The organism is Agrobacterium sp. V1 (assembly GCF_030518355.1).
GTDB lineage: Bacteria > Pseudomonadota > Alphaproteobacteria > Rhizobiales > Rhizobiaceae > Agrobacterium > Agrobacterium cucumeris.
Genome location: NZ_JAULSF010000003.1, coordinates 162,809 through 184,963, shown reverse-complemented (window position 1 = coordinate 184,963; position 22,155 = coordinate 162,809). Strand labels below are relative to the sequence as shown.

Annotated in this window: 21 protein-coding genes and 2 pseudogenes; 12 read left to right on the top strand and 11 right to left on the bottom strand. The window is 55.9% G+C overall.

Features of this window, described 5'->3' with window-relative positions; all coding sequences use genetic code 11:
• The first annotated feature begins 101 nt into the window (after window positions 1-101).
• The 4 genes from QSV77_RS24405 (at window position 102) to QSV77_RS24395 (ending at window position 3,883) form a co-directional block, all read left to right on the top strand.
• Window positions 102-995, top strand: a complete 894-nt coding sequence (locus tag QSV77_RS24405; protein ID WP_271363651.1) for a LysR family transcriptional regulator — start codon at window positions 102-104, stop codon at window positions 993-995.
• A gap of 66 nt (window positions 996-1,061) precedes the next feature.
• The gene (locus tag QSV77_RS25855) at window positions 1,062-1,331 is read left to right on the top strand and encodes a LysR substrate-binding domain-containing protein (protein ID WP_368045869.1); all 270 of its coding nucleotides are present in this window, start codon (window positions 1,062-1,064) and stop codon (window positions 1,329-1,331) included.
• Window positions 1,332-1,414: 83 nt separating this feature from the next.
• Window positions 1,415-1,639: a hypothetical protein gene (locus QSV77_RS24400; RefSeq protein WP_302735440.1), complete on the top strand. Its 225-nt coding sequence runs from the start codon at window positions 1,415-1,417 to the stop codon at window positions 1,637-1,639.
• 816 nt (window positions 1,640-2,455) lie between these two features.
• On the top strand, window positions 2,456-3,883 hold the full coding sequence (locus QSV77_RS24395) for a PAS domain S-box protein (RefSeq protein WP_302735439.1): 1,428 nt from the start codon (window positions 2,456-2,458) through the stop codon (window positions 3,881-3,883).
• Window positions 3,884-3,919: 36 nt separating this feature from the next.
• Here the strand turns inward: QSV77_RS24395 and QSV77_RS24390 are convergent, their stop codons facing one another.
• Entirely contained in the window at window positions 3,920-4,207 is a 288-nt protein-coding gene (locus QSV77_RS24390) for a hypothetical protein (protein WP_302735438.1), read from the bottom strand.
• Between the two features lie 522 nt (window positions 4,208-4,729).
• On the opposite strand from QSV77_RS24390, the gene QSV77_RS24385 reads away from it, so the two are divergent.
• Both QSV77_RS24385 and QSV77_RS24380 read left to right on the top strand, forming a co-directional pair.
• Entirely contained in the window at window positions 4,730-4,945 is a 216-nt protein-coding gene (locus QSV77_RS24385) for a hypothetical protein (RefSeq protein ID WP_302735543.1), read from the top strand.
• Window positions 4,946-4,963: 18 nt separating this feature from the next.
• Window positions 4,964-5,065 (top strand): annotated as a pseudogene (locus QSV77_RS24380) (transposase); the annotation flags it as partial.
• Window positions 5,066-5,132: 67 nt separating this feature from the next.
• On the opposite strand, the gene QSV77_RS24375 reads toward QSV77_RS24380, so the two are convergent.
• From QSV77_RS24375 to QSV77_RS24365, 3 genes are all read right to left on the bottom strand, one after another.
• Complete coding sequence (locus QSV77_RS24375; protein ID WP_302735437.1) at window positions 5,133-6,494, bottom strand: FAD-containing oxidoreductase; 1,362 nt, start codon at window positions 6,492-6,494, stop codon at window positions 5,133-5,135.
• On the bottom strand, window positions 6,491-6,952 hold the full coding sequence (locus QSV77_RS24370) for a DUF4126 domain-containing protein (protein WP_302735436.1): 462 nt from the start codon (window positions 6,950-6,952) through the stop codon (window positions 6,491-6,493). The genes QSV77_RS24375 and QSV77_RS24370 overlap by 4 nt, the downstream gene beginning before the upstream one ends.
• A gap of 649 nt (window positions 6,953-7,601) precedes the next feature.
• Complete coding sequence (locus tag QSV77_RS24365; protein ID WP_302735542.1) at window positions 7,602-8,516, bottom strand: AraC family transcriptional regulator; 915 nt, start codon at window positions 8,514-8,516, stop codon at window positions 7,602-7,604.
• Window positions 8,517-8,612: 96 nt separating this feature from the next.
• Between QSV77_RS24365 and QSV77_RS24360 the strand changes: the two genes are divergently transcribed.
• Window positions 8,613-9,365 carry an SDR family oxidoreductase gene (locus tag QSV77_RS24360; RefSeq protein WP_302735435.1) on the top strand — a complete coding sequence of 251 codons (753 nt, stop codon included), beginning with the start codon at window positions 8,613-8,615 and terminating at the stop codon, window positions 9,363-9,365.
• 179 nt (window positions 9,366-9,544) lie between these two features.
• Here QSV77_RS24360 and QSV77_RS24355 read toward each other — a convergent pair whose 3' ends face one another.
• Window positions 9,545-10,504, bottom strand: a complete 960-nt coding sequence (locus QSV77_RS24355; RefSeq protein ID WP_302735434.1) for an SDR family NAD(P)-dependent oxidoreductase — start codon at window positions 10,502-10,504, stop codon at window positions 9,545-9,547.
• A 120-nt stretch (window positions 10,505-10,624) separates the two neighbouring features.
• Between QSV77_RS24355 and QSV77_RS24350 the strand changes: the two genes are divergently transcribed.
• Entirely contained in the window at window positions 10,625-11,554 is a 930-nt protein-coding gene (locus tag QSV77_RS24350) for an AraC family transcriptional regulator (protein ID WP_302735433.1), read from the top strand.
• Window positions 11,555-11,625: 71 nt separating this feature from the next.
• On the opposite strand, the gene QSV77_RS24345 is transcribed toward QSV77_RS24350, so the two are convergent.
• Both QSV77_RS24345 and QSV77_RS24340 read right to left on the bottom strand, forming a co-directional pair.
• On the bottom strand, window positions 11,626-12,366 hold the full coding sequence (locus QSV77_RS24345; protein WP_302735432.1) for an SDR family oxidoreductase: 741 nt from the start codon (window positions 12,364-12,366) through the stop codon (window positions 11,626-11,628).
• 243 nt (window positions 12,367-12,609) lie between these two features.
• Window positions 12,610-13,578: an AraC family transcriptional regulator gene (locus QSV77_RS24340; RefSeq protein WP_302735541.1), complete on the bottom strand. Its 969-nt coding sequence runs from the start codon at window positions 13,576-13,578 to the stop codon at window positions 12,610-12,612.
• 195 nt (window positions 13,579-13,773) lie between these two features.
• On the opposite strand from QSV77_RS24340, the gene QSV77_RS24335 reads away from it, so the two are divergent.
• The 3 genes from QSV77_RS24335 to QSV77_RS24325 all read left to right on the top strand — a co-directional run bounded on the left by QSV77_RS24335 (window position 13,774) and on the right by QSV77_RS24325 (window position 18,133).
• Window positions 13,774-15,285 carry an NAD(P)/FAD-dependent oxidoreductase gene (locus QSV77_RS24335; protein WP_302735431.1) on the top strand — a complete coding sequence of 504 codons (1,512 nt, stop codon included), beginning with the start codon at window positions 13,774-13,776 and terminating at the stop codon, window positions 15,283-15,285.
• Window positions 15,286-15,399: 114 nt separating this feature from the next.
• On the top strand, window positions 15,400-16,386 hold the full coding sequence (locus tag QSV77_RS24330) for an alpha/beta hydrolase (protein WP_302735430.1): 987 nt from the start codon (window positions 15,400-15,402) through the stop codon (window positions 16,384-16,386).
• A 100-nt stretch (window positions 16,387-16,486) separates the two neighbouring features.
• Window positions 16,487-18,133, top strand: coding sequence for a long-chain-fatty-acid--CoA ligase (locus tag QSV77_RS24325; RefSeq protein ID WP_302735429.1), 1,647 nt, complete (start codon window positions 16,487-16,489; stop codon window positions 18,131-18,133).
• On the opposite strand, the gene QSV77_RS24320 is transcribed toward QSV77_RS24325, so the two are convergent.
• The 4 genes and pseudogenes from QSV77_RS24320 to QSV77_RS24305 form a co-directional block, all read right to left on the bottom strand.
• Window positions 18,130-19,125, bottom strand: coding sequence for an NADP-dependent oxidoreductase (locus QSV77_RS24320; protein WP_302735428.1), 996 nt, complete (start codon window positions 19,123-19,125; stop codon window positions 18,130-18,132). The two genes, QSV77_RS24325 and QSV77_RS24320, sit on opposite strands and share 4 nt — an antisense overlap.
• A 25-nt stretch (window positions 19,126-19,150) precedes the next feature.
• Window positions 19,151-19,873, bottom strand: a complete 723-nt coding sequence (locus QSV77_RS24315) for a class I SAM-dependent methyltransferase (protein ID WP_302735427.1) — start codon at window positions 19,871-19,873, stop codon at window positions 19,151-19,153.
• A 188-nt stretch (window positions 19,874-20,061) separates the two neighbouring features.
• Window positions 20,062-21,183, bottom strand: coding sequence for an MFS transporter (locus tag QSV77_RS24310; RefSeq protein WP_302735426.1), 1,122 nt, complete (start codon window positions 21,181-21,183; stop codon window positions 20,062-20,064).
• Between the two features lie 342 nt (window positions 21,184-21,525).
• A pseudogene (locus QSV77_RS24305) lies at window positions 21,526-21,712 on the bottom strand (efflux transporter periplasmic adaptor subunit); the annotation flags it as partial.
• Here QSV77_RS24305 and QSV77_RS25850 point away from each other — a divergent pair.
• Complete coding sequence (locus QSV77_RS25850) at window positions 21,686-21,904, top strand: hypothetical protein (protein ID WP_368045866.1); 219 nt, start codon at window positions 21,686-21,688, stop codon at window positions 21,902-21,904. The pseudogene QSV77_RS24305 and the gene QSV77_RS25850 sit on opposite strands and share 27 nt — an antisense overlap.
• Window positions 21,905-22,155 lie beyond the last annotated feature (251 nt).

Genomic DNA, 22,155 nt, shown 5'->3' with positions numbered 1-22,155 from the left:
CGCCAACGGGCGGCGTTGCCTGGAAGCAATTTGCTGTTCCTTTTGGTAGGGCGATAGTGCCATATTCTGGCTAGCTGTGTCGCGAAATGAGGAACGCCGGAATGGACATTGAAGATCTCCAGACATTCGTCGCAGTCGCTGATGCCGGTGGTGTTTCGGCCGCTGCGCGTCGGCTCGGCGTCTCAAAATCTATTGTCAGCCGGCGGTTGTTGCGGGTTGAGGCGGAACTTGGCGTTCAGTTGCTTGCGCGAACGACCCGCGGCGCTGCGCTCACGGAAGCTGGGGTCACGTTCAGGGACCACGCGGCGAGAGCCACCGCTGAGATCGATACCGCCAGGGAAACGCTCCTTCCCACCGGTGAGCTACGCGGTCGCTTGAGGATCGCAATGCCACTTACTTTCGGCCCGACCCACTTTGCCCCCGTGCTCGCGGAAATGGCGCGTCTGCATCCGCGGCTTCACATCCACACCTCCTATAGTGATCGCTTCGTCGATCTCGTCGCAGAAGGTTTTGATTGTGCGATCCGTGGCGCTTACCTCCAGGATTCAAACCTGATCGCAAAGCGCGTCGGGCCAATCCATGGAAAGCTTGTCGCCAGTCCGGCTTACATCAAGGCGCACGGTGCCCCTGAGACGGTAGAGCAACTCGGCAACCATCAGGCACTGATGCAGGGAACCGAACCCTGGCAGTTCATGGATGGCGACAGGATTGTCACGGTTCAACTGCAGGGCAAGTTCAAGGCCGACAGCGCCACGGCGCTTGCTGCAGCGGCGGCGGCAGGTCTCGGTATCGCCTGGCTGCCAGATTGCATCACGCATGCATATGTGTCCTCCGGCGCATTGGTTCCGATAATGGCGCGCTACCCGGTCCCTCCGGGAGCCGTGTATGTCGTACGTCCGCCGAGCCAGCATCCCACCCGTAAAGTCCGTGTACTTACTGAAATGCTGGCAGAGTATTTCAAACGGAACCCGGAACTATGGGGCGTGGATAGTTGAGACGTGGACGGAGGAAAGCCTCGTCTGAAAACTGCGTTCAAATGGTCGGCACATCTGAGATCGGCTATGGTGTGCGTGAGCGGTATTCCGGTGGTACGAGCATCCTTCGCTGCATCATGGATGGTGCCTAGGCTTGGCCGTTTTACCGACACGCGACCTGACATAGAGGTTCGTGTCGAAGCCACGTCGAATCTTGTTGATCTCGGGCGGGACCGCGTGGATATCGCTATCCGGCATGGGCTAGGAAATTACCCAGGCCTTGTATCGGAACACCTGATGGCCCCGGTCCTTTTACCGGTAGCAAGTCCGAAGCTGCTTGAGGCCGGGCCGCCATAACGACGCCTGCGGACTGCCTCGGCTGGCCGCTGCTTCAGGATTCCGACCGATCCGACTGGCATCTATGGTTTAAAGCTGTTGGCGTGGCGGACGATCCTCTTGCTGAACGCGGCCCGGCCTTCGAGGATGATTATTTGCTCGTTCGTGCGGCGATCGCCAGTCAGGGCCTCGCGCTGGATCGGCCATGGCCGACCGAGTTCGCATATTATGCGGTGACATCTCCTGAGGCTATTAAGCGACAGCCAATACGAGATTTTATCAACTGGCTGAAAGAGGATGCCGTGCGAGACGCCCGTATTGCTGGATGAGTGCCGGCTTTTTAGTTTTCGTCGTATGGGCTGTAGCAGTTCATCCTTGAACCCATCCCGGCTACACACAATGATCGCGTAATCTATCTTATGGAACTTTGGAGTGGGCCCACAAGCAGTTGGCTCAACAGAGCATATTCGTTTATGACCGTCAGGCGTTTTCCCTTATGTCTTGAAAAATGCTGGTCGAGGCGTTGTGAATTCCCTTGAACTTCCACGGCTCGCGGCTTTTCACTTTTGAACCAAATTGCATGTCGGATGACATGCGGTACTGTGTGACCTAGCCTGTGCGGGCATCAGGTTCGATCCCGTTCGACAGGACTCTCCTCGTGCGGTTCAGACATTCCAGCGTTCTTGCCCCTACTCATAAACCGAACTGGATGAAATCCTGAATGAGGCTTCACAGTAAATTGAGGACATCGTTTTTTAAGGGAGGTCAGGCACCGCGGCGGTGAGGACTGATATCCTGTTCAAAAGCAGCAGGCATGTGGGTCAAATCCGCTCCCAAGGCCCCTTGTCTTGACATTGATATCTATCGTTTCGAGAGGTAGCTGCGGTTGCATCGATGAGAAAGCAGTAGCGCGTGTGAGGCGCATACTGGCTGGACTGCTTGAGCATTTTGGAAACAAGAGGAGCCCACAGGTTACGCGGACTCGACAACCATCTGTGGCGACCATGGGTGTACGCTAGCGGACCATCTTCGGAGTTGCCAGATCCCTCCCTCGCGAGGTAGCCTTCCATGTTTAAAGGCGGGTTTCAACGAAAGCGAAGCGATGGACCGGCCCCGGCGATCAAGGCAAGCAAATGAGGTATCAAATGCGTGAACACAGCCGCGGTGACGATAGTCCAGTGGTTGCTTCCAGTGCCCCGCACGCCACGGTGAGCGAAACCTTGGGTGGGCCGGCGTCCCGCGACTTTCTTGAGACTTCGCCGGTTGCAGGCTATCTCACCGACGAAGCCGGCATCATCATATACTATAATCAGTTGGCTGCCGACATATGGGGCGGCAGGCCACGCTTAAGGGAGGTCAGATTCTGCGGGTCCCTTCAGCTCCGCACGCCGGATGGCAGGCTTTTGCCTCATGCAGATAGCCCCGTGGCGACGGCTCTGCGGGAAAAGCGGGCGGTGCGAAACTATCGGGTGCTTGTTGAGCGGCCAGATGGAAGCCTGCTCCCGATCCGCGTGTTCGCAACACCGATATTCAATGCCAGGGGTGACCTGTCTGGCGGGGTCAACATGCTTATCGAAGAGCCTGATGACCCCCCTGCTGATGAAATCACACAGCGTATGAGGGCCATTATCGAGTCCTCCGACGATGCGATTCTGGCAAAAGATCTGAACGGTATAATCACCGACTGGAATAGAGGCGCTGAACAATTGTTCGGTTATACCCGGAAAGAGGCAGTGGGCCGTTCGGTCACTATGCTGATCCCGCCGGATCGAGCCGATGAGGAGCCCAGCATTCTCGCGCGCCTCCGACTTGGCGAAAAGATCGACCACTACGAAACGGTTCGCCAGCGCAAGGACGGCACACTTGTTGACATATCCTTGTCTGTATCGCCGATCCGCAATCGCGCGGGTCACGTCATCGGTGCCTCCAAGATCGCGCGTGACATCACGGAACGTCGGCGCGCTGAAGAACAACAGCAGTTGTTAATCCAGGAGATGAACCACAGGGTAAAGAACCTCTTCACCGTTGCGAGCAGTCTGGTGTCGCTCAGCGCAAGAACGACAAAAACATCGGCCGAACTCGCAGCCGTGCTCCGGGAGAGGCTGGGCGCTCTTTCACAGGCCCATATGCTGACTGTTCCGGCAGCCTCCGCCGAACCTGATCGCCTTGCTCATGCAACAACCCTTCACTCCCTGCTCAAAACGGTCCTTGCCCCATATGATCAAGGCGGAGCTCACGCAACGGTCAGGGGCCCGGATATCGTTCTAACCGGCAGGTCGCTGACGAGTTTTGCTCTTTTGCTACACGAGTTCGCTACCAACGCGGCAAAATACGGAGCTTTGTCAACCGAACAGGGAGGCGTTGAAATCATGTGTGACAGCGGTGACGAGATGTTCACTCTCACCTGGACCGAAAGAGGGGGGCCGCCGGTCGAGAGAACGTCAGACGGAGAAGGTTTTGGCACAATTCTCGCCCGGGCGACCATTGGTAGCCAGCTTGGTGGAGAAATTCGCCGTGAGTGGAAACCAGATGGCTTGGTTATTCGGCTGACTGCAGCCCGCGATCGCCTTTAGACCGATCGCTTGATGAAAGGCCGTATCGAACTCGAACTATTTGAACCTGAGTACAGATTTCAGGGGAATTCTTGCGATTAGAAGCCCGTCGCTACGCACCACTTCAAACGCGCTGCCGTCGAGGATTTCATTTTTAAGAATTTTCTCGGCCAACATTTCCTTTGCCGCCTGGACGGCTTCACTCCTTGCCTGTTCGTCCGTTGAAAGAAAGGCCCCCACCCTATCCACAGACAGCCCCTCTGCATCGCGCAGGTGGAAAAAGTACCTTGGCATTGCGAATTCCTGATATGTCTTCGGGACTTGGGTGGTAACGAATTTTACCAACGCTGGTTCCGCCAGCCAACCTGTGACATACGGTACCGCATTGTCTTCCCTCGATGGGTAGCAGGACTTACCCGTTCTTCAAATCCGTTATGGGCGGCAGACGCCGGCTGGCGATTTCAGACAGTTTCCGGCAAGACATTATGCGGTGAAGCTAAGGTGCGCGACGCTTTCGTTGCCGTTTTGGGCTTTTGTTCTCTCGCCCTCGCTCATCGCCGCGCAAACCACTCGAATGGTCTGTGTTGGGAAAGGGAGGTCAATCACAGGCCGGAGCTTGAATTTGTCCTCATGGCACGACCCAGAAAGGCGCGAATCTCCTGCCAGGCTGCGTGCAACAACGGCTATGGCGGCGTCTGCCGCCAGATTTGCTGGATCTGCTGACATGCACGTGCGGATTGGCGCTGACCTATAGACCAACTGGCGAGCCAGAACAGTAATTTAGATAAAATTTACCGTAAGTCTTACCGATTTGAAACGATCCCGTCATGCTACGTTCACCCAAGTCGAAACGGGAGAGCGGCTATGATGGTATGGACCTTGGAGAGGCTTGAGCAAGAGCGTCTAGACCTCATCGAGGTCGTCGATAGTCTCAAGAAGTGGGAACGCTTCTCGAAAGATGACCCTAACATCATCTCATTACAGATTGCGGCACATATGATGCGGCTTAGTGAATTGGATGAGGACCTGGCAGGCCTACGCAGTCAGGAAAATTGCCAGGTAGAGCGCCTGGTCCCCGGTTGACCTTCGCTATCGGACTATGTGGCAAGCATTCACCGGCAGACAGCGGTCTCCAAACATGCCGATCACCTGCCGCTCAATCGGCAGGCTCAGATCATGACCAGACAGGGAATCGATCTCGACCTCGGTCAACGGGTGAACCGTTTGTCGGTTTTGTTTCGCATCATCTGTCCCGGTAACTGCCGAAATGTCAGGTCGCTCTCAGGTCGCCAATCAGTGTGGGCACCAGTTCTCCGACGGTCGGATGGATCGGGACCGCCCAGCGGAGTTTTTCGGTCGTAGCTTTCAGGTTCATGGCATCGAGAACGCCGTAGACCGCCTCGTCACCCCCCACCCCGAGGAAGGCGGCGCCGAGCATCTGGTCGGTTTCAGCGTCGGCGACGAGTTTCATGAGGCCTAGCGTCTCGCCCTTCTCGACGGCTCGACCGACCCGGCTCATAGGTCGGGTCGAGACCTTGATCGCGTGGCCGGCTTCTTTCGCTTGACGCTCCGTCATGCCCACACGCCCAAGGGGAGGGTCAATGTAGAGACCATAGCCGAGGATGCGATCCGACGCCTTGCGGTCGCCGCCATCGAGGAGGTTTGCGGCTACAATCTCGAAGTCGTTGTAGGATGTATGTGTGAAGGCCCCTTGCCCGTTGCAGTCGCCAAGCGCCCAGATGCCATCGGCCGTCGTCCGCAGGCGCTCATCCACCGTGATGAAGCCGCGCCGGTCAGTCTCAACACCCGCGAGGTCGAGGCCGAGATCATCAGTGTTCGGCTGGCGTCCAAGGGCGATCAGGATATGGCTGCCATGAACTTCGCCGTGATCAGTCCGCACGATGACATCTGACTCATCTTGGGCGACCGACAGGAATTTGTGATTCAGAAGTACGTTGATGCTATCCTTGGTCAGTATATCCGCGATAGCTTCCGAGATATCCGTGTCCTCCCGGGGCGCCAGGTGCGGACCACGCTCTATGATGGTCACGTCCGCGCCGAAGCGCCGATGCATCTGGGCAAATTCCAGTCCGATATAACTGCCGCCCAGAACAATCAGGTGCCTCGGCAATTCCTCGAGTGTGATCGCCGAGGTGCTGGTGAGATAAGGCACGTCGGCCAAACCCGGGATGCCGGGGACACGCGGCCGCGCACCCACATTGATGAAAATCTGCGGGGCGGTATAGTGTTTACCGTCCACGAACACGGTCTTCGCCGCAACAAATTTGGCGTGACCAAAAACCACATCCATCGTCTCGAAGCTGTCGAACCAGGACGCCAGACTGCTTCTCGCGTCAAGTGTCACTTTCCTGGCGCGAGCTGCCACGACTGACATGTCCACGGTTGGTTCGCTATCAATCTTGACGCCGAACTCCGATGCACGCCGTGCGACTTCAGCAGTCTTGGCGCTGGCGACGAGAGCCTTTGTCGGCATGCATCCGGCGTTCACGCAGGTTCCGCCGAGAAACTTCCGTTCGATCAAGACTACTTTGCGGCCCATCGCCGCCATACGTGCGGCGAGGAATGGTCCGGCTTGTCCGGCGCCGATGAAAATTGCGTCGTATTCTCTCATGACACGGTCCCTATAATGAGCAATGCGAGCACGATGGCGACCGCATCTTCGACGAGGGCAGCAGGAAGGTCACGGCCAAGCCGGTTGGCGAGATAAGCCCGACCTGATGCACCGCCAAAGGTTCCGACTATGGCGCCGATGACACCCGCTACTAGCCCAACAACCACAATTCCCCCAGTTGCGGCGATTGTCGCACCGCTGAGAGCGCCCATCCCGATGCGTGCTCCGAATTGCATGGGGACTTTGCGCGAAGGCGTGCTGGCAAGCTGGTCGGTGATGAGTTCGACGATGGCAAGGGCGGTGAAAATCACAACGGCCCAGATCGATCCCATGAAGGAGAGACTGCTTTGGGAGATGTCAAGCAATCCGAGATAAGCACCCCAAGTGACCGCGGCGGGAGCGATCATCGTACGCAGCCCGGCGACAATCCCTGTGAGGATCGTGAGAAGAATGAGCATTCAAGTCCTCTGAGCGTTACGCAAATCAAAACCGTACCGCAGTGCCTGGATGGCGGACGGAGGGACTCCACGTCACGTCTGGGCCATCCGGAGGCGTAAGCTCTGGGAAACGCCGAGTAATCCGCGTTGACCTCGTCCGGATTGATCGTCCACATGCCGCGGCCTAGATCTGTCGGGTGTTGAGCGTAGCATTCCTGAGCGGTTTGGTCGACAGCGCGGGGCGCGGTGGCTCTTCGACCTATCTGGACGCCCGCGTTGGACGGCGGGCACAGGTCTGTCGATCAACTCGAGGTTTTCGGTAAATCTGTTTCCGGGAAGGTCTTCATGCAATAATGCTGTGTTGCGCCATCATCAGCGATGTGCTCTCTCGCCGTGACTTGTCGAGGGGGCTGTCTGACTATGCCGACACGATTGCCGGGAACGTCTGTGAGGCGCCCATCCGCGACTATCAACTTAAGTGGCCGCGCTGGATGGTTGGGAAAAACTTCGACGATACGGGCGATTTGAGGCCGGTGTTGCTGACGTCTGGCGGTTCTGATTTTCGGTTCCAGCTAAGGTACAGCTAACAAGCGGCATGGAGGCGCAAAGCAAAATGGCCAGACTGAGTGAGACATAACCGACCATCGCCCGGCTGATACTCGCTGTTGCCCTAAGCCTCGATCTTCGATGGTGTCATGCGGGCATATCGAGCAGGGGGTATGCCAACGCGCCGGGCAAAGGCGACGGTGAAAGTACTTGCCGACCCGTAGCCCACCCGTTCGGCGACGTCCTCGATTGTCAGGCCCCCATCCCGCAATAGCTGCTTTGCCAGCGCCATGCGCCACGTCAACAGATATTCCATCGGCGAAACTCCGACAATGCGATTGAATCGCGCAAAGAAAGCCGAGCGGGAAAGCGCAGACTCGCCTGCGAGACCAACGACGGTCCAGGGGTGATGAGGACGGGCATGCATTGCACGAAGGGCGCCTGAAAGGCGCTCATCCGCCAGTCCCCTGGCGAGTCCCGGCGCGGCGGCAGCCTGCGTTGAGGACCGTAGAGCCTCGATCAACAGGACCTCGATAAGACGTTCCATAACCAGTTCGCAGGCGGCGCGCCGATCCCGCGTCTCCTCATCAATCAACTGCATCAGGATGGCAAGCCGAGGTTTGTCGTGAACCAGAACAACCTCCGGCAACAAGGAGACCAGCAGCGCCGCATCCGGTGCGCCGAAGCTGCAATGTCCGATGCGCATGCGAAGACGAACCGGACCGTCAGGTGGGCCGATGCGGAAATGCCCTTCATTGATCTTTATTGGCGCCATGGCCGGCAGATCAGCTGTTGCATTGATGCTCTCATTGACGAGATCCCGCATGGCAGGAGCGAGAACGAAGTCTCCTGCCTGGAGGGTCAAAGTTTGATGCTTCGCGAAAGTAACCCGGCAACTCCCTTCCAGGATCGCGCAGTAGAATGGCTCCCCCGTCGCCTCACGATGTATACGCCACGCGCCGGCACATTCCACCAGTTTCGATAATCGCGCGGCTGGCTGTAGAAGTGTGACGATTTCTGCAAGAGGGTCTGTGGGCATGATCAGGACTACCGCTAAAGAAATGAGGACTTTATCGTATATAAAGTCTTCCATCGGGTCACTACCATAATGTCAGTCCCGTATATGGAGATAACGATGCCGACAATATTGATTACCGGTTGTTCCTCTGGTTTTGGTCTGGAGACAGCAAAGCTGTTCCTCGAAAGAGGCTGGGATGTAATCGCGACGATGAGAACGCCCAATGAGGGTTTGCTTCCGGTATCCGAGCGTCTGCGTGTTCTCGCGCTCGACATTACTGAACCGGAAAACATCGCACGGTTGGTCGGGACAGTGGGTCACATCGATGTTCTCGTCAATAATGCCGGCCTCGGCGCACCATCCCCGGTCGAATTGACCACATCACAGACTGTGCAGGCGCTCTTTCAGACAAACACGATAGGAACGCTGGCTATGCTCCAGGCGGTTGTCCCACAGATGCGCGTTCGCCGAGCTGGCGTGATCATCAATGTCACCTCCTCGGTGACGGTCAAACCGCTACCGATCATAGGGGTATATCGCGCCAGTAAGGCGGCCGTGAATGCATTCAGCGAGTCTCTGGCGATCGAAATGGAGCCTTTCGGCGTCCGCGTACATATCGTTTTGCCGGGTCGTTCGCCACTAACCCGTTTTGGCACCAATGCCCGCCCTCATCTGCGCGGGATGGATGAGGCAGACTATTCTCCCCTTCTTCTGCAATTCATCAAGAATGTTCAGGACGACAAGGGCCCCGTCACCCATGTGCGCGATGTTGCCGAGGCGATTTGGCAAGCTGCCAACGATCCGTCGACTCCGCTGCGCATCGCTGCAGGCGCAGATGCAGCGATCTGGATGGCCGAGGAAGGCCTATAGTTAAGGAAGCGCCAGTCCAGTCGGTGTTACCTGACTTTACATTTTTCAGCCGGGCGCGTTCGACACTGGTATCATCGAAGAACATCTACAGCAAAGCCTGGGTGCTGGAGCAGCACATTCCTCCGTCGTCCAGCTTTCGCTAATATCTGATACGTTAGTCTGCGATTTCCTTTTTGCCATCACTGACGTTCGAACGCATTTGTCCCTGTGAGTTCAACTGATACCTCCCAAAGACGCTCCGCTTCTTTCTCATCGACGGCGTGGTATTTCACGCCCGTCAATGGAGGGGTACCGTCGTCCGCGCGAATAGCCACATCACAATCCTCGCAATACAGCCCACCCAACCCTTCAAGCCGTGGCGTCGTTGCTACCCAGACGGCAGTTGCAGCGCCCTGTTCCGTTGATTTAAGTGGGATAAGTGGGTTCCCGTCAGCATCGATCCAGCCGGCCGCTACCATTTCTTCAACGGTCAGATGTCGCTGAAGCGGGGTTGCGATGCTTCCTGGATGCAAAGAAAACGCCCGGACATCATCTTTGCGCCCAAGTCGATCAAGCTCTACGGCAAAGAGTGCGTTGGCCGTCTTGGACTGACCATAGGCAATCCATTTGTCATAACCGGAAACGAAGTGAAGATCATCCCAACGGATCGGAGAGAAATGGTGTCCCGCCGATGAAACCGAAATGACCCGGGCGCCGCCAGACAAGACCGGCCAAAGCCTGTTCGTTAGCGCGAAGTGACCGAGGTGATTGGTGGCAAACTGCATCTCCCAACCTAAGCCGACGCGCATTTCAGGAGAGGCCATAACACCGGCATTGTTTATCAGAATGTCGATATGCCTGCCTTGGTCGAGAATTTTTTCCGCAAAGGCATCGACGCTTTTCAGATCTGACAGATCGAGTGCCTCTACGATAACACCTGGGATAGTGTTCGTCGCGACTAGTGCTTCGTTGGGATTGCGGGACGCGACCGTTACGACCGCGCCTGCTTTCGACAGAGCTCTGGTCGTTTCAAGACCCAGACCTGAATGTCCCCCGGTTACGATCACCTGCTTCCCGGAGAGGTCGATATTGGACAGAACGTCAGCTGTTGAGCTATCGGCTCCGAAACCTGAAGGAAGCGGCTTTTGGTGGTTAGTCATGTAAACTCTCCAATAGGTGTTGGCTGTATTTCTTGCTTGTCGGAAAAAGATGATGCAAACGCATGGAACAATCCATGCTAGACAGTGCAAATATCTTTTTCGATCGTTCGGATTTGCAACATGGACCCTCTGTCGAACGCACTTTCGCTATTGAAACCCAAGGGAACCATAAGTGTGGGTCTTGATGCCGCCGGGGACTGGGCAATCGATTTCCCGGCTCACGAAGGGATAAAATTCAACGCGGTGATGAAGGGCTCTTGCTGGCTCACGGTGGAGGGCGAGCTGCAGCCGCGCCGTATTGAGGCCGGGGATTGCGTACTGTTTACGCGCGGCTATCCCGTTGTTGCTGCCAGTAGCCTTGGATTGCCAGCGATCGAGGCGGCATCAATCTACGACGGCGCTTTAAACGGGATGGCAACGTGCAATGGAGGCGGCGATTTTTTTCTGATCGGCGGGCGCTTTTCTTTTGAGAAGAATCGCTTCGATCAGCTGTTTGCATCTCTGCCTGCTGTGGTTCACATCCGTGGAGCATCTAGACAGGCAGAGTTGCTGAGATGGTCTCTGGAGCAGCTTGCTGCGGAACAGGCTCAAAATTCACCCGGTAGCGCGCTGATGGCTGAGCATCTGGCGCATATTATGTTGTTGCAGGTACTGCGGCTCTGGTTGGAATCGTCAGAGGATCAGGGAGGTTGGCTGGGTGCACTTGCCGATGCGCGCCTCTTTCGGGCAATCGCTGGCATGCATGCCGAACCCGCGCGACGCTGGACGGTGGCGGACCTAGCTGGTCTCGCTCATATGTCTCGCACGACGTTTGCCGTGCGCTTTCGCGAAGTGGTTGGGCAAACCCCACTCGGCTATCTCACCAACTGGCGTATGCAACTCGCTGCGGATCTCCTCCAATCGACAGAAAGGAATGTGCGAAAGATAGCCTTTTCCGTAGGTTATTTGTCGGAGGCAGCTTTCAGTACAGTCTTCCGGAGGGTTCTCGGCTGCACCCCAGTTCAGTATCGACGCAGCATGTTGAACGCATCGAACAATCGCAATTTGTGAATGAGGTGGAATTGGGTTTGTCAGGTGCGAAGGAGATTTGAGGAGACGCGATGAGACGAAACATCATTGGATCAGAACATGACGAGGCCGCCGTCGACGGCATATTGGCTTCCCGTCACGTAGCTAGCGTCGTCCGATAGCAGGAATAACGCCACCGCTGCAGCCTCCCCAGGCTCCGCAATGCGTGATAGCGGCGCCAGTGACGTCAGGCGCTCTTCAAATTCAAGCTCCTGCTCGGCCGACAGGAAGCTGCGGAGGTTCGTCTTTACCGCACCCGGAACCAGGACATTGACGCGGATGCTGCGTGGTGAGAGAGCAGTCGCCCAGCATCGTGCCATCGACACGAGCGCGCCCTTGGTCGCCGAATAGATGCTGGTAATGGCCGTCCGCTCGTAAGCAGACGTCGATGAGGTCAGGACAATCGACGCCCCATCGTTTAGCCGCTCCGCCAGTGCGGCAAGCTGCAGGGCCGGACCGCGAACGTTAGTATTCATCAGTTGATCAAAGAACGCAGCGTTGACATCGTCAAACGGGCGTATGCCAACGATACCGGCATTGAGCCACAGTCCGTCAAGCATCTCACCATTATCGAGTTGCGCGACGAGATTGCTCCCCGCGTCGGGTGCGGCGGCGTCATTTTGAATTACCCGAATATCGGACGGTAGCTCCGAAGATACCCTGGCAATGCCCTCTGCCGATCGTCCCGTGATCGTGACAGCCGCACCCTCTGCAAACAGCCGTTCGGCACCCGCCAACCCCATGCCGTTGGTCCCGCCGGTCACCAACACCCTCTTGCCATCAAATCGTTTCATTGCCTCGGTCCCTCCTTGCTTAATTTGGATTGCGGCCAATCACTTGAACGCGCCATCAAGTTGGCCCTTATTCACCTATGGCGTCACCCGCCGCTTCGCCATCGGTGGACGGGCCAAAGTCGTGGCAATTTGAGCCATTCAAGAATTCGGCCGCGCCGCTCTGCGAAGGCTGGCCACCGGCCATTGATCTCACGGCTCAGGCGCAATCAGCGTCGCGTTGTCGGCGCGGGACTGGTGCAATGACTAAAGCTGTTTCTTTATCGCCGGACCGAACCAGCGCCGCCAAGCCCTGTTGAAGCTCGCCGGATCCTCATATCCCAGCCGCGAGGCAATATCATCGCGTCGCAACCTCATTTCTTTCAACTTTGTGGCCCTGCGGCGCAGTTCCCTATCAAGCAGTTCCCTGAAACTAGTTCCGGCTTCTTGAAGTCGACGCACCATCGTTCGCCGCGATAGACCCAGGCTCGCAGCCACCATCTCGGCGCTTGGACGTCCATCGGGCATTGTCTGCAGCAATCGTTCCACGCGCCCTTGAAGCGGGACTGAGTTTTCCTGCCGGCGCTGCAGGGTGAGTTCCAACTCGTCGATCGCCCTCTCATAGAGGACGGGATCTGCGGTGACCGACCGCATAGGCCACCAGGATTGCGGAAATTTCACTCGATTGACCGGCGCACCATACTGCACCTTCTCGCCGAGAACTTCACGTGCGCGAGCCGCGTAAGGCGGAGCAGGCGCGGCAAATGCAAACTCCAACTCAAGTGCCTCACCGCCCAGGGCCGCCCGGATCATCGAACGAATAGCAAGAAAATTGACCTCCATCATCGGTAGCCATTGCGCCTCGGTAAGGGGGACAGTGACCTCCCAGTCCAGCAGCATATAGGTGCCTGAAGGCTTGATCACTCCACGTTGGTACGGCGTTCGCGCCGGGCCGTAGCGGGGCAACACCGCCACCCCGTCCCCAATTGTTGGCGCTGACATGGCCGCGATTGCGACTGCCCCATGGATGGAGGTGTTCCAAATGTCCGGTTTCAGGAACACGAAGCCTGGCCCAAAGAGCGTGAGCAGGTTGTCGATCGCCCGAACCTGCTGGAAGAGGCTGATTTCCGCATGAGGGTTGTCGAGGTCGCCTTCCGTCAGGTTGGTGCCCGCCAAAACCTGATCGCTCTCCGTTCCGTAGGCGCGGCACAGAAGGCGTAGATAGCTTACCGTCATCGGCAATTGATGTAGCGAGTTCTCCATTGGCTCAAAATGCCACATTTTTGGCGTGAGGCCAACTGGCGCCTTCTGACTGACGAATTCTATTGTCGCTGGACGTCAGAAGATCGTCCCACCCATCACGGCTGAAGCACAGGAGGTTGCTTGAGCGCTTTATGGTTCGTGGCCCGTCCTGACGATGGGAGGAAGCAGATGAACGAGCAAACAAGTACCAAAGTGCTGAGTGTGTTTAACACTGATCAGCCAGAAATTGAGCATTTCGACGTTTTGATTGTCGGCGCCGGCATCTCGGGCATTGGCTCCGCTGCACGTCTCATTCGTGATTGTCCCTGGGCGAGTTTCGTTATGCTCGACGCTCTCGATGGCCATGGCGGGACTTGGCGTTCAAACAGCTTTCCGGGTGCGCGATCCGATAGCGATCTGTTCACCTACGCCTACAGCTTTAAGCCGTGGGAAGGTCCCCCGATCGCGCGACGTGACGCAATCCTTCAATATCTAGGTGACGTTATCGACGACTACGATCTTCAGAAGCACATTCGTTATGGCCATAAGACACTGCGCGCCATGTGGTCGAGTACACATTCGTGCTGGTTTGTCAGTGTTCAAACTGACCGGCAGGAGGTCGTAACGATCAAGGCCAATTTTCTCTGGATGTGCCAAGGTTATTATCGGCATCTTGAAGGGTACACTCCAGACTGGCCGGGCATGAGCGATTTCAAGGGCGATATAATTCACCCGCAACGCTGGACGAAAGATTATGATTACGCTGGCAAGCAGATTGTCGTGATTGGCTCCGGAGCTACGGCTGCGACGCTCGTTCCTGCCCTTAGTGAAGAGGCCGAGCACGTCGTCCAGCTTCAACGCCCCCCGTCGTATTATTTCGCTTCGCCGAATGAACATCCGCTGGCGACGCAACTGCGCCAACTGGACATATCGAAAGAATGGATCCATGAAATCCTGCGCCAGCAGCTCCTGAAGGAGCATAATGCCTGGGTCCGCCACAGCCTTGATAATCCAGAAGTGGCGATGAAGGAAATGCTTGATGGCGTCCGCAGCGCGCTTGGCGGAGCCTTGCCAGACGATTTTGTCCCGCATTACAAGCCGTGGCAACAGCGTGTCTGTATGATCCCGGATGGCGATTTCTTCAACGCGATTAACAGCGGCAAGGCAAGTGTGATCACAGGTGAAATCGACAGATTCACGATGAATGGCGTTCTCCTGGAGTCTGGAAAGCTGCTTGAAGCGGATCTGGTGGTCACAGCAACAGGTTTCAACGTCAACGCATTCGGCGACATCCAGATTACCAAGGATGGCGCTGCTTTCGACATGGCGCAGACCATAACTTACCGCGGCTTGATGTTTACGGACGTTCCCAACCTCGCCTGGGTGGCGGGCTATTTCCGCTCCGCCGCCTATACGGTGAGAGCCGAACTTGTCGGCGACCTCGTCTGTAGAATACTGAACTTCATGCGCTCTAAGGGCTTAAAGTCCGTTACCCCAAAACTGCAGGATGAAGACCGAAGCATGAAGCTCGGCTCCGTGCTCGATACTGAAGAATGGAATCCTGGCTTCGTCACGCGCGGGGCAGAGCTGCTACCGAAAAGCGGCAACCGAGACCCGTGGCGCCACTCGCAGGATTATTGGGCTGATCGGGATGATTTCGAAGCGCTCGATCTTACCCGGGAACCTCTCATCTTCAGATGAACACTGTGTTGTAGCCGCGCCCCTGATGCCCGGAGGCGTTCTTCCCGGCGAGGGCACGCAGCAAGCGCTTCTAATTGCAGTCGAATTTTAACTTGGCAGAGGAGACCAGGGCATATGGCTCGCGGAGCGGCATTTCCACCACTTGTTCGGCCAGATGTGCAGGCGTTCTTGAACAGCCTGAACGATATGCCAGGCCCCAAATTTCACGAATTGGAACCCAAGGAGGCACGCTCGCGCTTTCTTGAGGATGTGAGCATGACCGATCTGCCCATGGGAGATCTGGCTGTCATACGTGATCTCGAGATTCCCAGTGCGAATGGCCTGATCCGTGCAAGGATGTTCGATCAACGCGCGAGACAGGGAATAACGGCGGTAGTGGTGTTCTTCCACGGCGGCGGGTTTGTCGTTGGCGACCTCGATTCTCATGCCAGCTTCTGCGCGGAGATGGCCCGCGTACTTGATCTACCTGTCATCGCCGTTGATTACCGGTTAGCGCCTGAGGCGAAGTGGCCAGCAGCGCCAGATGACTGTGAGACCGCCACCCGCTGGGTGGCCGAAAGTCCAGCTGCACTCGGCTTCGATGTGTCTGGACTGATCCTCGTTGGCGATTCTGCCGGTGGAAATCTTGCAATCGTCAGTGCGCTCGCCTTGCGAGAACGTCCGGCTAAAGTGCCGGTACTGATACAGGCGCCTATTTATCCGGCCACGGATATCAGTCGCCCATATCCGAGTGCTGAGGAATTTGCCGACGGTTATCTGCTAACCGAACCGATGCTGGACTGGTTTATCACCTGCTACGTCGCCGATGCGCAAGATCACCGTACCTCACCGGTACTTGCAGATCTCGATGACTTGCCACCAGCCATTGTTGTCACTGCAGGGCTCGATCCGCTTCGCGACCAGGGACGGGCTTATGCGACAGCGCTGGCGGAAGCAGGCGTAGACGTCTGGTTTCATGAAGCGAAAGGGAATGTCCACGGTTTTGTTGCACTGAGGCAGGCAATTCCATCTGCAACTGCCGATGTGGCGTGGATTTTGACGATGCTGCGCACAGAAATCCATCGGGTCATTGCGCAAAATTCACCGGCGGATATGCGCTGAGACGACTCAGGCGCCAGCAAGCGTCAATCGACTGAACCTGACCGTTCAGAACTTCGGCTCTGCACTACAATTTACTTCACCAAACCAGGAGGAAACAGCAATGCGCGGTATGATGATGAATGTTCCCCTGTTGATTTCATCAATACTGAAGCATGCGGTCGAAAACCATGGTGATACAGAAATTGTTTCACGCGCGACCGAAGGTGGAATTCACAGATATACATATTTCGATCTTGATCAGCGCAGCAAGAAGTTGGCGAACGCGCTCCAGAGGATGGGCCTGAAATCAGGTGATCGCGTTGGAACACTCGCATGGAATGGATACCGGCATATGGAGCTCTATTACGGTGTCTCTTGCTCCGGGTTCATTTGCCATACGATTAATCCACGCCTCTTTCACGATCAAATCGCCTATATTGTGAACCATGCCGATGACAGCGTTATCTTCGTTGACCTGACCTTCGTGCCGATACTGGAAGCGATCGCTCCAAAGATTGAAAACGTGAGAGCAATTGTCGTACTGACGGACGAGGCGAACATGCCAAGATCTGCCATTCTGCCAAATCTGCTTTGCTATGAAGATTTGATCGCTCCAGAATCCGAGGCGTTTGATTGGCCTGAATTGGATGAGAACACGGCTTCCGGTCTCTGCTACACGTCGGGCACAACGAGTGATCCCAAAGGTGTGCTTTACAGCCACCGATCCAGCGTGCTGCATGCATTGACCTCTTGTTTGCCTGAGATTTTCGGCTTTACCGTCTGCGACGTCATCACTCCCGTTGTGCCCATGTTCCATGTCAACGCCTGGGGTATTCCTTTCTCCGCATTGATTGTGGGGGCCAAGCTGGTCATGCCCGGCGCAAACCTCGATGGAGCAAGCCTGTATTCCCTGTTCGAAAGCGAAGGCGTCACCATTGCCGGCGGCGTCCCTACCGTTTGGATGGCGCTGCTTGACTGGGTTGATGCAAATGCCCAGTCCTTATCCAGCCTTCAACGAATTGCCGTAGGTGGGTCAGCGCCTCCGCTCGATATGATCAACCGCTTCCAAAGCCGAAACATCCTGGTACGACATGCGTGGGGCATGACAGAGACGAGCCCTATCGGCTTGGTGTCAGCAAAACTGCCAAAACATCAGAATCTCTCGTCGGAAAAGCAAGCGCTCAATCTGACCAAGCAGGGCCGACCGATTTACGGTGTGGAGATTCGTGTTGACGGCGCTGACGGCAAACCCATCCCACGTGACGGCAAGGCCATGGGCAACCTGCTGGTTCGTGGCCCCTGGATTGCATCCGACTACTTTAACAGCAGACAAAACTCTACACATGAAGACAATGGTTGGTTTGACACGAATGATGTCGTCACGGTCGATGCAGACAATATCGTTCAGATCGTTGATCGCACTAAAGACTTGATCAAGTCCGGCGGAGAGTGGATCAGTTCAATTGAACTGGAAAACATCGCGCAGGCGCATCCCTCAATTAAAGAGGCGGCGGCAGTTGCGAAACTGGATCAACGTTGGGGAGAGCGGCCCGTTCTCGTCGTGCAGCTGCAACCCGATGCGCTATTCACACACGACGATATGGTTTCGCTCTTTTCCGGCAAGGTTGGTAAGTGGAGCATTCCGGACGAAGTCATCATCGTTGACGAACTTCCCCACAATGCCACCGGAAAACTCTTGAAATCAGCCATCCGCGAACTTGTCACCATTCGCTTGGCCGGCAAGGCAGACGCGGCGGATGACGACTAAAAGACCTTTACCATTCTCTTGCCGACATTTTCTCCTGCAAGCAGGCCAACCAGGGCACTCGGGAGAGAATCAAAGCCTTCCAGAACATCTTCGCGAACCTCTATCTGACCTGTATTGACCCAGCCGCTTAGTTCGGAGATTGCGCGCTCTTGCTCCCCAAGAAAGTCAAACAGGAGGAAGCCACGGATGGTTAGGCTCTTCAATATAGCCTGACCCGGAAAACCGCTTGGACCAGCACCCGGAGTACCCGCATCATATTGGGAAACTGCCCTGCAGCAAACGATCCGCCCATATTGTGCCATGTTGGCCAAGCAGGCATCCAGCACCTCTCCTCCGGTATTATCGAAATAAACATCGATACCGTCTGGGCAGGCAGACTTTAGATCTTCCAAGAGATTACCGGCCTTGTAGTCGACGGCTGCGTCAAAGCCCAACTCCGCGGTCAACAAAGCACATTTTGCACGGCCGCCAGCAATTCCAACGACGCGGCAACCCTTGATCCGGGCGATCTGACCGGCAATGGAGCCGACCGCACCACCGGCGGCGGATATGACGACCGTATCACCCGGCTTCGGTTGGCCGCATTCCAGCAGACCGAAATAGGCCGTGAGACCAGGAACGCCGTAGATACTGACCAGATGGCTCAACGGCTCAATTCTGGGTAGCTTGGTAAGGGTCTGTGCCGGGACGACGGCGAAAACCTGCCAACCCGTTTCCGTGAAGACAAGATCGCCAGGTGCCAGGTTGGACGAGCGCGACTCGATCACTTCTGCCAGCGACATACCGGCCATGAGATCGCCGCTCGCAAGGCCTGCCCGATAGGTGGCCCCGTGCATCCACGCTCGACTTGCGGCATCTAAAGCCATGTACAACGTTCGGAGAAGAACTTCTCCCTCCGCCGGAACAGGACGTTCAGTTTCACGTCTCTCAAAATGATCTGCGGAAAGCTTGTCCTTCGGAAGTGTAGTCAGAAAGAAATGGCGATTAATCACAATGCTCTTCCTCTCATTTGCTAGATCAGATGCTTTCGACCAACCTTGCGGAGGTGCGAACCGCTCGTCTCGATATCCGGTAGACGCTTGCCGGCGGAAAGTTCGCAATTGTGCCACCGATCCGAGTTGCCTTTAACCCGAGGCGATCGAGTAGTTTTCTGTCAACAGGACAGGTAGGGCCGTAGGTAAACTGGAAAAACGATCCCCCTTGTCCGAGCGCGGCAAAGGCCCCCTCGAGAATTCGCATCACCGTTCGCGGCCGCATCGACAAGAGTGGAAGGCCGCTGACAACGGCGCCAAAGCTGGATTGCTCTAAGCGTGTATCAGCAGGCAGGGAGGATGCATCTATTTGCAGCACGGTGGCGTCAGGGAATCTGTTAGTCAGAAGTTCTGCAAATGCTTCCTCGAACTCAACCAGAGTCAGGTCCGTTTCTGGAACACCACGCCTCAAGATAGCACGGGTAAATACACCAGTCCCGGGACCCAATTCCAGAACTTTCCCCGTCTTGGGTGAGAGCTCCTTGGTCATGAGTTGGGCAAGAGCAGAACCGGAGGGTGCTAGCGCCGCGATTTGCAGAGGTTTTGCACGCCACGCGTTGAAGAATCGCAACTTATCGCCGCGAATGTCACTCCGGCTCGATTCAATGGGAATTGCGGGCTTCGACGATGACAGTTGCTTTGCTTCTTCATGGCAGGAGCAAAGTGAAAAGATGAAATGATGGCTTTTACCGGCTATGTGTTCGCGCATGATCGTCCTTCTTGACAGGATAAGACCATCAGTCTCCACTGATGAATGGGATTGCTGCACCGACCTGTCGCCACACAGTATTCGGTACTTGATCGCGGCGATGGGGCTTCGCCGTTGCTTCGGACCGATCGTAGAGTCCGGTTTGTATAAGCACGGCTACCTCTTGAGCCAAACCCTTACGGCGGATGCTATTCCGGTATTTTGCTCGCCCGATAGATCGTCCCGATCGCCAAAAATACGCCAATCAGAAATGCATACCGAAGACCAATCGCGTCAGAGATAAACCCGACTAATGGCGGAAAAACGAGAAGCCCCGCAAATCCAATGGTCAGAACAGACGCAATCGCGGAACTTGGGGCCATTGTTGAAGATCTGGCGGCAGCGCCCGCGACCAACGGAATGACGCCGCAGATGCCGAGGCCTGCCAGGCAGAAACCGATTGTCGACATTACGAGAGTTGGAAATAGAATTGCTGTTCCGAATCCCGCCAGAATAAATATTCCACTCCATTGCAGTGTTTTTCTCATGCCAAACCGGTTTACGAACCTGTTCAATATGAACAGTCTGCCAACAGTCATCGCGCCCATGAATACTGCAAAGCCGATGCCAACATATCGCTGATCAGGCGAGATGACGTCCTGAAAATAAATGGTGCTCCAGTCATACATGATCGCTTCACATGCCATGCCGAAGAAAGCTATCAGACCGTAATTGAACAACGACCTGTCCGGTATTGCGAATGCCCTGCCCGTCTGTTCGAGGCTTGGCTCGTTGTACAGAAATCGCCAGCAAGCCAAGGCCGATATTGCTGTTATAGCAGATATCAGCCCAAAATGTAGAGACAGATTTACGCCTTGACCAATGGAAAGAGCGCCTAATCCTGCGCCAGCGAAACCTGCCAGTCCCCATATTCCGTGAAAGAACGGTAACCGGGTTTCGCCGCTGATTTTCTCGACAATACTGGCTTGCGTATTATTTGAGACATTGACAGCGCTGTAAGAGAACCCGAAGGCAAACATTACGAGAGCTAATTGGGAAACACTGGCAATAAAAGGCACCAGAGCGAGCAGAGTGGCAATGGTGATAATTGTGAACACACCAACGGTCCTGCTGCCAAATCTCGAGATTGCCCACCCCGATACCGGTAATGAAATCAACAGGCCGGACGTCATGGCGAGCAACACACTTCCCAGCATGCTGTCCGACATTGAAAGCCCATCCCTGACTGTTGCGATCCGTGAACTCCAGCTTCCAAAGCACAATCCCAGCATGAAGAACATGCTGGACACCGCGAAGTTTTTTCCGTTCATATGTAGTTCCGCATTCGGTTGCCCGCCGATCGCCAAACCAAAATGCAGCTGGATCGATAGCAGGGAGACTGCCCATTTGGGCCACTGGTTAATGGATATCTGTCCGGCGACCGCACCGGGGCACGCCTTGCTTCTCGCCCGGCTTCAAGATCACCTTTTCACTTTCTGTTCCCCGCGGCTCCAACACTCCGCCCAGGATCGGTCTGCAGGTCACACCGCGTAACGGTCGTGAAATCTTCGGCGCTAACAGCGCAATTTGCGAGGGTAAGCGGTGCCAAAAAAGTGGCACTTTGCGCCAGGGGTTTTCATGGTTGGCTTCAGGAGCCTCGTGGAACTCTTCGATCACTTAGGACAGGGTGAAACATCTGGTGCATCATCGATCTCGATCCGAACCGCTATTCTGGGCCAGACGGACCCATGAGAATGTCCGGGCGATGCTTGCAAAGGAACCTGCGGAATCGCTTCGCTCCCGATCCTCGCTCCCGGCGGCGATCTTGGCGAAATGCCCGATGACAGATTGCCGCTCACCGGGGCCGGCGCCGCAATCCAGCAAATGGTCGATGAGCTCTCCCCTACCGATCCCGAATTTAAGGCGATGTGGAGCGACAACGAAGTTACGAGCATGCGTGAGGGCGTCAAACGCCTTCACCATCCTGTACTCGTGACAATTGAGCTGGAGTTTTCAGTTTTGCGATCGGGGCACGTTCCGATCTCAACATGATGGCTTATAATCCCTCTAATCCGCGGATGACCGAACGGTTTCGTTCGCTGATCGCAGAAGCCCAATGAATTTGTCGCGCTGTTTGGCTCATGGCCAACGTTCAGCGAAATGCTCAAAGCCATATTTCAGTGCCGATGCCCGCTGATGGAGCGATCTGGGATGCGGCACTGGCCAAATAGAAACCTGATCCTTGATGCCATGGCGTTTACGCCGCGATTTACCGTTGCGTACTTACGCTCGTGCCAGGCTGC